This is a genomic window from Dongia sp. (genome assembly GCF_041909655.1).
In the GTDB taxonomy this organism is placed as follows: Bacteria; Pseudomonadota; Alphaproteobacteria; order Dongiales; family Dongiaceae; genus Dongia.
In genome coordinates this window covers 397,895-409,986 of the sequence record NZ_JAYRDA010000004.1, presented here as the reverse complement: position 1 = coordinate 409,986, position 12,092 = coordinate 397,895, and the positions used below count along the sequence as shown (strand labels likewise).

Below are 12,092 nucleotides of genomic sequence, written 5' to 3'. Positions count from 1 at the left end.
GGCACTTACTGGATCAGGTAACAGGACCATGCTCGATACGATCATGACCATCGGCGCCCGTCTCACCCTGGTGTCGTTCTTTGTCCTCCTCCTGGCGCTCTCGGGCGTCGGCGCCTAACCAGGCGGCTTGCCGGGGCCCGGTTGCCGGGCTCTAATCGCTCCCTGTTTCAAGGGAGCGTCATGTCAAATCCTTCAATCGAGCCTATCCGCGCCTTCGGGCCACCGCCGAGCCTCGCCGAAATCGAGGAAATGGGGCGCCGCGCGCTTGATTCCCTGCCGCCGGCCTTCCTCGCCCGCTGCGGCGCCGTCGCTTTGCGGGCGGAGGATTTCGCCGATGCGGAGACCCTCGCCGAAATGGAGATCGAGGATCCGTTCGAGCTTGCCGGGCTTTACCGGGGCGTGCCCCTGACAGAGCGCGGCCATGACGATCCCGCCGGAATCGACATCGTCTTCCTCTACCGCCGCCCGATCCTGGATTGGTGGGCGGAGGAGGAAATGGAGCTCGAAGAGCTCATCCGACACCTCGTCGTTCACGAGATCGGCCATCATTTCGGCTTCTCGGACGAGGAAATGGAAGCGATCGAGGGCCAGGCGGAAGAGTGAGCGGCGAAAAAGTGTGGCTTGATTCCGTTCGCTTTCCATGTGGCCGCCAACGCCTCTCCGTGTTGATCCTGGAAAATTGTCGCGGGTCCTTCCCCCGTCATCGACAAGTCTCTTTTGCCGCCGCGCCCCGCTGACTAGCCTCGGCATTGCACAGGACAGGGGAGGCATGCGATGCGGCAGGTGGGAACCATTGACGACGATATTCTGACGGGCGGGACCGGCGACGACATTCTGGAAGGTCTGACGGGCGCCGATCAATTGCTGGGTGGCGATGGGCGCGATACAGCCGTCTACCTCGCGTCCGCCGCCGGCATCGCCGTCAATCTCGCCAATCCAGGACCGCAAAGCGGCGGCGATGCGCAGGGCGACCGCTTTACCAGCATCGAGAACGTGACCGGCTCGTCCTTTGCCGACCAGATCATCGGCGATGCGGGAAGCAACGTGCTACGCGGCGGCGGCGGCGGCGATCTCATCGATGGCGGCGCGGGAACCGACCGGGCGAGCTACGCCTATTCGGCAGCGGCGGTCGATATCGACCTTACCCGCAGCGGGCCGCAGATCGGCGGCGATGCCGCGGGCGACGTCTTTGTCAGCATCGAGAATGTGACCGGATCGGATCACGACGACCGGATCACCGGCAACGAGGTCAACAATTTGATTTCCGGCGGCGCCGGCGCCGATGCGATCGATGGCGGCGGCGGGTCGGATACGGTGGATTACCGGGGTTCCGGCGCGGTCGATGTCGATCTCACCCGCGCCAGCCAGATCGGCGGCGATGCGCAAGGCGACCAACTTGCTGGTATCGAGAACATCACAGGTTCGGCCTTCGGCGACCGGCTGATCGGCGATGCGAGCGCCAATTATATCAGCGGCGAGGCCGGCAACGATTACATCGTCGGCAATGGCGCCGGCGGTGGCGGCATCGACCGGCTGAATGGCGGCGATGGCGACGACATCGTGATCGCGCGGTCGGGAACGATCGCTCAAGGCGGCGCCGGCAGCGATTTGCTGGTGCTTCACCTCGACGATCACGGCCCCAATGGCGGCTATGACCTGACGGTGAGCGGAGACGGGCAGGTGGAAGCCGAGTATTACAACACCAACAGCAAGCTGGCGCATGAGAATATTCTGGGGAACGGCTTCGAGCGCATCGAAGTCCATGGGAGTTCGGGGCTCGACAATATCCGGGGGACGACCGGCAAAGACCGCCTGTTCGGCCAGGGTGGCGACGATTTCATCTTCGGCAGCCAGGGCGGCGATTATCTGGATGGCGGAGCGGGAATCGACAACCTGTTCCTTTATTACCTCAAGACATCGCGCGACATCATCGTCGATCCCAATCTGGAACGGGCCTATGGCTATGAGAAAGTGGTCAGCTTCGAGCGTCTCGATGTCACCACCGATGCCGGCAACGACCATATCGTCGGCGCCAGCTATACCAGCTCGGCCCGCACCGGCGCCGGCAATGATTATATCGATTTCCGGCCGTCGGACGGCAACGGCACACTGGGCGGCAATAGCGCCGATACCGGCACTGGCGACGATTATTTCATCGGCAGCGTGATCGGGGATGACGTGACGGCCCGCGGCACCGGGTTCTTCGATGGCGGTGCCGGCAACGATCATTTCACCTTGCGCTCGGATATCACCGGCGATGTCGTGTTCGATTATTTGCAGCAGAACAACGGCATCACGGTCGTCAATTTCGAGGAAATCGACGTCTATCGCAGCCATGTGGCGAGCGGCAACGACACGATCAAGCTGAGCGATGCCGCGGAAGATATCTGGGGCGGCGGCGGCAATGACCACCTGGAGGGCCGTGGCGGCAACGACGATCTCCGCGGGGAGGCCGGCAACGACGCGCTCTATGGCGGCGATGGCAGCGACCTGTTGGTCGGCGGCTCGGGCAACAATGCGATGACCGGCGGTGCCGGCGCCGACAATTTCGTCTTCGGCCTCATCGCCCATGACCGCATCACCGATTTCAGCAGCGCCGATGGCGACAAGATCTATATCGAGATGGAATGGTGGGATCAGCCCTTCTCGTTCGAGGTCTTGATGAGCCTCACCCAGGATACGGCGGAGGGTGCCCTCATCACGATCTGGGAACAGCGCAGCCTGCTGCTGGAAGGGATTCTGAAAGACGACCTGGCCGAGGCCGATTTCGCCTAGCCCATACTATTCGGCGAGGGCTTCCAGCGTGAAGGGCTTGATGATCAGGTGGACGTCAGCACCACGGGAACATGTGCCCCAGCCCCTATCCCCAACGTCGTGTCAGGTTCATTAGGCTGAGGAATATAGTCTGTCAACGGGCCAATAAAGCCGCGTGGTGACGGAGATGGTCTTCCATGAAGGTCTGGATGAAATAATAGCCATGATCGTAACCGCCGTGGCGGCGGAGGGTGAGCTTCTGGCCAGACACCTTGGCGGCTGCTTCCAGGGCATGGGGATGCAATTGCAGGCTCAGGAACTGATCGGCCTCGCCCTGATCGACCAGAATCGGGTTGGGATGCGCTTTGGCCTGCATCAACTCGCTGGCATCATAGGCCGCCCACGCCTTTTGATCGCTCCCCAGATAGCCGGCGAGAGCTTTTTGGCCCCAGGGGCAGTTGATCGGGTTGGCGATCGGCGCGAAGGCCGAGACCGAGCGGAAGAGAGTGGGGTTGCGCAAGCCGCAGACCAGCGCGCCATGGCCGCCCATGGAATGGCCGAAAACGCCGCGGCGGTTCGTATCGACCGGAAATTCCGCCGCCATGAGCGCGGGCAATTCCCTGGTCACATAAGAATACATGCGCCAATTCTGCTTCCACGGAGCCTCGGTTGCATCGACATAGAAGCCGGCCCCCACGCCGAAATCCCAATTGTCGGCCTGGCCGGGGAAATCGGTGCCGCGCGGCGAGGTGTCGGGTGCGATCAGCATGAGGCCGAGTTCGGCGGCCACGCGCTGGGCGCCCGCCTTGATCAGAAAGGTGTCTTCGGTGCAGGTGAGGCCGGCGAGATAGGTGAGCGCCGGCACTTTCCCCGCTTCAGCCGCCGGTGGAAGAAAGACGCCGACTTTCATCGGCAGGCCGATCTCGGCGCTGTCATGCTTCAAGTAAAGCTGCCAGCCGCCGAAACAGCGATGGCGCGAGATTTCGGTAAAGGCGCTCATCAATAGATCACCACGCCGCGGATCGAAGATCCGGATTTCATCAGATCGATGCCCTTGTTGATATCCTGGAGCGGCATCGTGTGGGTGATGAGGTCGTCGATGTTGATCTTGCCGTCCATGTACCAGTCGACGATCTTCGGCACATCGGTACGGCCGCGGGCGCCACCGAAGGCGGTACCCTTCCAGACGCGGCCGGTGACCAGCTGGAACGGGCGCGTCGAGATCTCCTGACCAGCGCCGGCGACGCCGATGATCACGGAAACGCCCCAGCCCTTGTGGCAGCATTCCAGGGCCTGACGCATCACATTCGTGTTGCCGATGCATTCGAAGCTGTAATCGGCGCCACCCTTGGTGAGGTTGACGAGATAGGGGACGAGATCGCCCTCGACCTCCTTCGGGTTGACGAAATGGGTCATGCCGAATTTCTCGGCGATGGCCTTCCGGCCGGGATTGAGGTCGACGCCGATGATCATGTCGGCACCGGCGAGGCGCGCGCCCTGGATGACGTTGAGGCCGATGCCGCCCAGGCCGAAGACGACGACATTGGCGCCGGGCTCGACCCGGGCCGTGTTGATGACGGCGCCGATGCCAGTGGTCACACCGCAGCCGATATAGCAGATCTTGTCGAAGGGGGCGTCCTCGCGCACCTTGGCCAAAGCGATCTCCGGCACCACGGTGAAATTGGCGAAGGTCGAGGTGCCCATATAATGGTGTACCTTTTTGCCGCCCATGGAGAAGCGGGAGGAGCCATCCGGCATCAGGCCCTGGCCCTGGGTGACACGGATCGCCTGGCAGAGATTGGTCTTCTGGCTGAGGCAATATTCGCACTGGCGGCATTCCGGCGTGTAGAGCGGAATGACATGATCGCCCTTCTTGAGGCTGGTGACGTTGGGCCCGACATCGACTACCACGCCGGCGCCCTCATGGCCGAGAATGGCGGGGAAAAGGCCTTCGGGATCGGCACCGGAGAGGGTGAAGTAATCGGTATGGCAAATGCCGGTCGCTTTCACCTCGACCAGGACTTCGCCCGCTTTCGGCCCTTCCAGCTGCACGGTGTCGATGACAAGGGGCTTGCCGGCTTCGATTGCGATAGCGGCGCGAACATCCATGGAAATCCTCCGGAGATAACGATTCGAGAAACGGCGCCGATATTGCGGGAAAGGCGTGCCCGCTTCAATGCCATATGCCGCGTGTGGGCGCTTGCGACGCAAGCCGGGTGGCGGGGCTGTAATTTTGTAACATCCGGGCGCCATGTTAGGTTGATCCCATGAACGATATCAGCGCCGGACAGCACAAGAATCACGATTTTCGCGGCCGCAACCATGCCCGCAATGCCGGGCGGGTGAAGATCGTGCTCGCCTTCTCGGCCGTCATGATGGTGGGCGAGATCGTGGCCGGTCATCTTTTCGGCTCGATGGCGCTCCTGGCCGATGGCTGGCATATGGCGACCCATCTGGCGGCGCTTGGTATCTCGCTCATTGCCTATATCTTTGCCGAGCGGCAGGCCGAGAACGACCACTTTTCCTTCGGCACGGGGAAGTTCGGCGATCTTGGTGCCTATACCTCTGCCGTGGTGCTGGCCATCGTGGCCCTCGGCATCGCCTGGGAATCGGTCGACCGCTTCTTCAATCCGACGGCGATCGCCTATCGGGAAGCGATGGCCGTCGCGGTGCTGGGCCTCGTCGTCAATGCGGTGGCGGCAGTGCTGCTGATGGAAAATCACGGGCATAGCCATGCACATGGGCATGATCATGATCACGGGCACGCGCATGACAACCACGCGCATGATCATGGCCACCATCAGGACCTCAACCTGAAATCGGCTTATGTGCACATGCTGGCGGATGCGGCGACTTCGGTCATGGCGATCGCGGCCATCGGTCTTGCCTGGACGTTCGGCTGGGTCGGTCTCGACCCCGTCATCGGCATCGTCGGGGCGATCGTCATCTTGCGCTGGGCCTATCTGCTCATGCGCTCATCGGGGGCGACGCTCCTCGATGCGCAGCCCAGCGCCGAGCTTACCCATGCGATCCGGGCGGAGGTGGAGGCTCTGGGCGACCGGGTCACCGATCTTCATGTCTGGCGTGTGGGGCCGGGCCATCTCGCCGGCATCGTCAGCATCACGACCACCCAGCCCCGGAATGTCGATTTCTACCGTGCCGCGCTGACCGGCATCGCCAAACTCTCGCACCTCACCATCGAGGTCGAGGTGGCGGGAGAGCGGGCGTAGTCGCTTCTACAAATCCATTTTGAAGCCGTCATGGCTGGCCTTGAAGCCCAGCGATTCATAGAAACGGCGCGAATCCGTGCGGGTCTTGTCCATGGTAAGCTGGACCAGTTCACAGCCACGCTGTCGGCATTGCTCAATCGCCCATTCCAGCATTTTATGGCCGAGTCCTTCTCCACGACGCGCGGTGGTGATGCGCACGCCCTCGATCTGACCGCGCCACATGCCCAGGCGTGACACGCTGGGGATGAAGGTGATCTGCAGCGAGCCGATCACCTTGCCCTCTTCCTCGACCACAGCGAGATATTGGTTGGGATCACGATCCACCGCCTCGAACCCGGCGATGTAGCGCGCATTCAAGGGACGCGAGCCATCTTCGCGCGTGGCGCCGATCTTGTCGTCGACCAGCATGTCGACGATGGCTTCAAGATCGGCGCGCGTGGCACGGCGGAAGGTGAGATGCACGTCAGATCGCCTTCGCCAATGCCGCGTTGAGGCGCTTCACGAAAGCGGCGGGATCGGCCGGCGGCTCGCCATCCTGGATGCGGGCCTGGTCGAGGAGCAGCCAGGCGGTCTCGGCCAGTTCCGGCCAGTCGCCGTCCTTGGTTGCCTGCTTCGCCATGGCCGAGACAAGCGGATGGCTGCCATTGACTTCAAGAACGCGCGGCAAGCTCGCTTCAAGGCGCTTATGCTGCCGCAGGAGGCGTTCCATGTGCATGTCCATGTCACCGGAATCCGCCACCAGGCAGCAGGCGCTGTCGGTCAGGCGTTCGGAGATTCGCACATCCTTCACGGCATCCTTGTAGGTCATCTTCAGGAAGGAGATGAGGGCATCGATATTCTCGGCAACCGGCTTCTTTGCCTCGTCCTTCTTGTCGTCGGCCTTGACGTCGGAGAGATCGGCGCCGGCACGGGTGACCGAGCGGAATTCCTTGTCTTCGAATTTCTCGACGGCGGGAATCCAGAACTCGTCGATGGGATCGGTCAGCAGCAGGACCTCGATGCCCTTGGCCTTGAAGCCTTCGAGCTGTGCCGAGCGCGAGAGCGCATCCAGTTGGTCCCCGGCAATGTAATAGATCGCCTTCTGTCCTTCTTTCAGGCGGCCGATGTAATCGGCCAGGCTCACCCAGCCATCCGACGCGGTCGACCGGAAGCGCACCAACTTTAAGAGCTCGTCGCGCTGAGCGGGATCTTCATAGAGCCCTTCTTTCAGCACGGGGCCGAAATTGTCCCAGAAAGTTTCGTAAGGCGCCTTGTCGTCATCGTTTGCGCGTTTGGTGAGCTCGGAGAGGACACGCTTCACAAGGGCGGCGCGGATCTTGGCCAGGAGCGGGCTCGCCTGCAGCATTTCACGGCTGACATTGAGCTGCAGATCCTCGGAATCCACCAAGCCCTTCACGAAGCGGAGCCAACCCGGCAGGATTTCATCCGATTGATCGGTGATGAAAACGCGCTTGGCGTAGAGCTTCAGCGATTGCTTGCGCTCCGGGTTGAAGAGATCGAAGGGGCGCATGCTGGGGATGAAGAGGAGGGCGGTGTAATCGATCTTGCCCTCGGCTTTGTAATGGATCGTGGCCCAGGGGTCGTCGAAGGCATGGGCGAGATGGCGGTAGAAGTCGCGGTATTGTTCGGTCGTCACCTCGGATTTCGACTTAGTCCAGAGGGCGGCCTGCTGGTTCACATGCTTCGGCTCGGCGCCGTCGACCAGATGGATGGGCAGCGCCACATGCTCGCTATGCTTGGCGATGACATGCTCCAGGCGCGCGGCTTCCAGCCATTCGCTCTCGCCCTTCTTGAGGTGGAGCGTGATCTCGGTGCCGCGCGTGGGCTTGTCCGCGGCTTCAATCGTGAACTCGCCGGTGCCGTCGGAAATCCAGCGCCAACCCTGGGTCTCGCCGGCTTTGCGCGAGAGGACGGTCACGTTATCGGCGACCATGAAGGCGGAATAGAACCCGACGCCGAACTGGCCGATCAACGAGACCTTGTCGTCGGCGGATTTAGCCTGTTCCAGCTCCTCGACGAATTTCGCCGAGCCCGAGCGCGCGATGGTGCCGAGATGGCTGATCAAGTCGTCCTTGTTCATGCCGATCCCGTTATCGGCGATGGTCAGGGTCTTAGCCTTCTTGTCGATCGTGAGGGTGACGGCAAGCTCGCCGCCGCCTTCCAGCAATTCCGGCTGGGTGAGTGCCAGATAGCGCAGCTTGTCGCAGGCATCGGAGGCGTTGGAAATGAGTTCGCGCAGGAAGACCGATTTATCGCTGTAAAGCGAATGCGCGACGATCTGCAGAAGGCGGGAGACTTCGGCCTGAAAGCCGTGGCGTTCCAAGGTCATGGTCGTGACTCTCCAGTTCGGGAGGCGTGGATTTTGCCCTCATATGCGGCGGGATCGCGCGGGAATCAAGGGGCCTGTAGACCGGCCCCACCCCCACCCCGGCCCATCCCCTAAAGGTAGGAAGGCGGAGCGAGGCGGTCAGGGCGATCTCGGCATAGACCATCTCCCTTTAGGGGGAGAGTAGGATGGGGCTACTTTCGCAGTTCTCCGCCCGTCGCCTTGTTGACCGCCGCGACGATCTTGGCCGCCACCGCTTCGATCTCGGCATCGGTCAGGGTCTTGTCGCGGGGCTGCAGGGTGACCGACAGAGCGAGCGACTTCTTGCCTTCCGGGAGCGAACCGCCCTGGAAGAGGTCGAACAGCTTCACCTCGGTCACCAATGCCTTGTCCGCACCTTTCGCAGCCTTCACCAGCTTCTCGGCCGGGACCTGCGCATCGACGATGAAGGCGAAATCGCGTTCCAGCGGCTGCAGGGGTGAGGCGTTGAGGAGCGGCCGCGCGGTGCCTTTCGAACGCGGCGCGGGTAGGCGTTCCAGGAACACCTCGAAACCCACGGCCGGCCCCTTGACGTCGAGCGCCTGCAGGATCTTCGGGTGAAGGGCACCGAACTGGCCGAGAATCGTGGGGCCGAGGCGCAGGGTGGCCGATTGGCCCGGATGGTAATGCGGCGGTGCCGCCGCCTCGAGCTGCAAATTGTCGACCGGCACGCCGAAGGCCGAGAGCAGGGCGATGGCATCGGCCTTGGCATCATAGGCATCGAGCGGTCGCTGCTTCACCTGCCAGTGGCGCGGCGTGTTGCCGACGCGCAATCCCGTTGCCGCCAGGATCTGATCCTTTGCGGCTTCGCCGAGATAGGTCGGCCCGATCTCGAACAAGGCGAGATCGCTGAACCCCCGCGCCGCATTGCGCTCGGCCGCCATCAGCAGATTGCCGAGGATCGAGGGACGCATGACGTCGAGATCGGAGCTGATCGGGTTGGCAAGCGGCACCAAGGCGTTGTTGCCGGCGAACATCGCCGCGACCGGACTCGGCATGAAGCTGAAGGTCACGGTCTCGTTGAGGCCGCGCACGGCCAGCAGGCGCTTGGCCTGTTGCACGCGCTTTTGCCCCAAAGTGACGGCCACCGGCGGCATGGTGCCGGCACGCGGCATCGAGATCGCGGGAATATGGTCGAAGCCATGCACGCGCATCACTTCCTCGACGATATCCGCCTCGCCTTCGACATCGGCGCGGAAGCTCGGCGTGGTAACGCTCCAGCGCTCCGGCGATGTTTCGGCAACCTTGAAGCCGAGATCGATGAGAATTTGCTTCTGCTTCGCAGGCGCCACGTCGACACCGCCGAGGCTGGAGACCCGCGACGGGCGGAACGCTATCTCGCGCGTGCCCGTAGGAATTGTCCCGGCCGAGGTCACTTCCGAAACCTCGCCGCCGCAAAGCTCCAGGATGAGGCGCGTCGCCACGTCGATGCCCCAGATCTCCGATTGCGGATCGAGGCCGCGCTCGTTGCGATAGCGGGCATCGGATTGAATGCCGAGCTTACGGCCGGTCTTGGCCGTGGTGATCGGGTCAAAGAGCGCTGCTTCCAGGAAGACATTGGTGGTCGTCTCGGAACAGCCGGAAACGAGGCCGCCCATGATGCCGCCGATGGCTTCCGGCCCCTGATCGTCGGCAATGACGATCATGCCGGGTTCCAGCGTGTAGGTCTTGCCGTCCAGTGCCTCGATGGTCTCGCCGGCGCGGGCCGAGCGCATCGCCACATGGCCCTTAACCTTGTCGGCGTCGAAGACATGGAGCGGCCGGCAAAGATCGAAGGTCACGAAATTGGTGATGTCGACCAGCGCGGAAATCGGCCGCAGGCCGATTGAGGTCAGGCGGTCCTGGAGCCATTGCGGCGAGGGGCCGTTCTTGACGCCCTTGAAGTAACGCCCGGCGGTATAGAGCACGCCCGCTTTGGCGCTGTCGTCGATCGACCATTGGATCGGGCTCTTGAAGCTGCCGGGGATATGCTTCTCGGCGATGGGCTTCAGCTTGCCGAGACCGGCGGAAGCGAGATCGCGCGCGACACCGAAGACACCGAGGCAATCGGCGCGGTCCGGGGTGATCTTGATCTCGATCACCGGGTCATGGAGGCCGCGATATTCGACGAAGCTCTGACCGACGGGCGCATCCTCGGGCAGTTCGATGATGCCGTCATGATCCTGCCCCAGGCCCAGTTCGCGGGCCGAGCAGAGCATGCCGTTCGAGGCCTCGCCGCGGATATTGCCGGCCTTCAAATCGAGGCCGGTACCGGGCACATGTGTGCCTACCGGTGCGAAGACACCCTTCAATCCGGTGCGCGCATTGGGCGCGCCGCAAACGACCTGCAGGATGCCCTTGCCGGTATCGACCTGGCAGACACGCAGCCGGTCGGCATTGGGATGCTGCTTGGCTTCGATCACATAGCCGACGATGAAGGGCTTCAGGCTTTCGGCCTTGTCCTCGACACCTTCGACCTCGAGGCCGAGATCGGTGAGTTTCTTGGTGATGGTGGCGAGATCGGCATCGGTTTCGAGATGCGTCTTCAGCCAGGAGAGCGTGAATTTCATCGGGTCAATCCTCCCACCGCGGTGGGGATATCAAGGGGCACGAAGCCGTAATGGCGGAGCCAGCGCAAATCGGATTCGTAGAAGGTGCGAAGATCCGGAATGCCGTATTTCAGCATGGCGATGCGCTCGATCCCCATACCGAAGGCGAAGCCCTGGTATTTCTCGGGATCAATGCCGCAATTCCTGAGCACATTGGGATGCACCATGCCGGAGCCCAGGATCTCGAGCCAGTTCTTGGCATTGCCGTCCTTGTCGCCGCCAAGCTTCAACTCGCCGCCGGAGCGGTCGCAGCCAATATCGACCTCGGCCGAGGGTTCGGTGAAGGGGAAATAGCTGGGGCGGAAGCGGACCGGTAGATTGTCGATGCCGAAAAAGGCGCGCACGAAATCCTGCAGGCAGCCTTTGAGGTGGCCCATATTGGTATGCGTGTCGATCACCAGGCCTTCGACCTGGTGGAACATCGGCGAATGCGTCATGTCGCTGTCGACGCGGTAGGTGCGGCCCGGACAGATGACGCGGATGGGAAGATCGCCCTTCACCATGGTACGGATCTGCACCGGCGAGGTGTGGGTGCGCAGCACCATCTGGCTGCCGTCTTGCCTTTCCGGCAGATAGAAGGTGTCCTGCATCTGCCGCGCCGGGTGATCGGCCGGGATGTTGAGGGCGGTGAAATTGTGGAAATCGTCCTCGATATCCGGGCCTTCTGCGACGCTGAAACCCATCTCGCCGAAAATGGCGATGATCTCGTCGATGGTCTGGCTGATCGGGTGGATGCGGCCTTCATATTCGGGGCGCGCGGGGAGCGAGAGATCGAGGGTCTCCTTGGCGAGGCGCGCATTCAAGGCGGCATCGGCAAGGCTCGTCTTCTTCGCGTCGATGGCGGCGGCAACCTCGTCCTTGAGGAGATTGAGGCGGGCACCGAAATCCTTGCGCGCCTCCGGATCCATCCCGCCCAGGGTCTTCATCAGGCCGGAGATCTCGCCCTTCTTGCCGAGCGCATCGACCCGCACCTGTTCCAGCGTCTCGACGCTGGCGGCGGCGGTCACGGCATCGAGCCATTTTTTCTGCAGGCTGCTGAGATCCTGCTGATCGTTCGGCATGTGGGTCCCCATCAAACAAAAAAGGAGGCGCGGGTTGACCCGGCCTCCGTGATCTCACCCTTCCCTAGGGTGCGCAGGCCGCCGCTCGCTGTGA

Annotated in this window: 9 protein-coding genes; 3 read left to right on the top strand and 6 right to left on the bottom strand. The window is 62.5% G+C overall.

Annotation, left to right across the window (positions count from 1 at the left end; genetic code table 11):
- Positions 1-180 precede the first annotated feature (180 nt).
- Positions 181-603 carry a metallopeptidase family protein gene (locus tag ACE3PR_RS10825; RefSeq protein ID WP_374371565.1) on the top strand — a complete coding sequence of 141 codons (423 nt, stop codon included), beginning with the start codon at positions 181-183 and terminating at the stop codon, positions 601-603.
- 171 nt (positions 604-774) lie between these two features.
- The gene (locus ACE3PR_RS10820; RefSeq protein ID WP_374371563.1) at positions 775-2,775 is read left to right on the top strand and encodes a calcium-binding protein; all 2,001 of its coding nucleotides are present in this window, start codon (positions 775-777) and stop codon (positions 2,773-2,775) included.
- 133 nt (positions 2,776-2,908) lie between these two features.
- Here ACE3PR_RS10820 and fghA read toward each other — a convergent pair whose 3' ends face one another.
- The gene (gene fghA, locus ACE3PR_RS10815; RefSeq protein ID WP_374371561.1) at positions 2,909-3,754 is read right to left on the bottom strand and encodes an S-formylglutathione hydrolase; all 846 of its coding nucleotides are present in this window, start codon (positions 3,752-3,754) and stop codon (positions 2,909-2,911) included.
- Positions 3,754-4,863, bottom strand: coding sequence for an S-(hydroxymethyl)glutathione dehydrogenase/class III alcohol dehydrogenase (locus tag ACE3PR_RS10810; protein WP_374371558.1), 1,110 nt, complete (start codon positions 4,861-4,863; stop codon positions 3,754-3,756). Before ACE3PR_RS10810 ends, fghA begins: the two co-directional genes overlap by 1 nt.
- Before the next feature lie 158 nt (positions 4,864-5,021).
- Here ACE3PR_RS10810 and dmeF point away from each other — a divergent pair, with 158 nt between their 5' ends.
- A complete protein-coding gene (gene dmeF, locus ACE3PR_RS10805) occupies positions 5,022-5,984 on the top strand; it encodes a CDF family Co(II)/Ni(II) efflux transporter DmeF (protein ID WP_374371556.1) in 963 nt (320 codons plus the stop codon).
- 6 nt (positions 5,985-5,990) lie between these two features.
- Here the strand turns inward: dmeF and ACE3PR_RS10800 are convergent, their stop codons facing one another.
- The 4 genes from ACE3PR_RS10800 to pheS all read right to left on the bottom strand — a co-directional run bounded on the left by ACE3PR_RS10800 (position 5,991) and on the right by pheS (position 11,998).
- Entirely contained in the window at positions 5,991-6,446 is a 456-nt protein-coding gene (locus tag ACE3PR_RS10800; RefSeq protein WP_374371554.1) for an N-acetyltransferase family protein, read from the bottom strand.
- 1 nt (position 6,447) lies between these two features.
- Entirely contained in the window at positions 6,448-8,313 is a 1,866-nt protein-coding gene (gene htpG / locus ACE3PR_RS10795; RefSeq protein WP_374371552.1) for a molecular chaperone HtpG, read from the bottom strand.
- A 191-nt stretch (positions 8,314-8,504) separates the two neighbouring features.
- Positions 8,505-10,898: a phenylalanine--tRNA ligase subunit beta gene (gene pheT, locus ACE3PR_RS10790; protein WP_374371550.1), complete on the bottom strand. Its 2,394-nt coding sequence runs from the start codon at positions 10,896-10,898 to the stop codon at positions 8,505-8,507.
- Positions 10,895-11,998, bottom strand: a complete 1,104-nt coding sequence (gene pheS / locus ACE3PR_RS10785) for a phenylalanine--tRNA ligase subunit alpha (protein WP_374371548.1) — start codon at positions 11,996-11,998, stop codon at positions 10,895-10,897. The genes pheT and pheS overlap by 4 nt, the downstream gene beginning before the upstream one ends.
- Positions 11,999-12,092 lie beyond the last annotated feature (94 nt).

What these genes read in the sequence shown, in the direction of transcription:
- dmeF (WP_374371556.1), top strand. Translation starts at nt 5,022, where the DNA reads ATGAACGATATCAGCGCCGGACAGCACAAGAATCACGATTTTCGCGGC.
- pheS (WP_374371548.1), bottom strand. Translation starts at nt 11,998, where the DNA reads ATGCCGAACGATCAGCAGGATCTCAGCAGCCTGCAGAAAAAATGGCTC.
- ACE3PR_RS10810 (WP_374371558.1), bottom strand. Translation starts at nt 4,863, where the DNA reads ATGGATGTTCGCGCCGCTATCGCAATCGAAGCCGGCAAGCCCCTTGTC.
- htpG (WP_374371552.1), bottom strand. Translation starts at nt 8,313, where the DNA reads ATGACCTTGGAACGCCACGGCTTTCAGGCCGAAGTCTCCCGCCTTCTG.
- fghA (WP_374371561.1), bottom strand. Translation starts at nt 3,754, where the DNA reads ATGAGCGCCTTTACCGAAATCTCGCGCCATCGCTGTTTCGGCGGCTGG.
- ACE3PR_RS10825 (WP_374371565.1), top strand. Translation starts at nt 181, where the DNA reads ATGTCAAATCCTTCAATCGAGCCTATCCGCGCCTTCGGGCCACCGCCG.
- ACE3PR_RS10820 (WP_374371563.1), top strand. Translation starts at nt 775, where the DNA reads ATGCGGCAGGTGGGAACCATTGACGACGATATTCTGACGGGCGGGACC.
- pheT (WP_374371550.1), bottom strand. Translation starts at nt 10,898, where the DNA reads ATGAAATTCACGCTCTCCTGGCTGAAGACGCATCTCGAAACCGATGCC.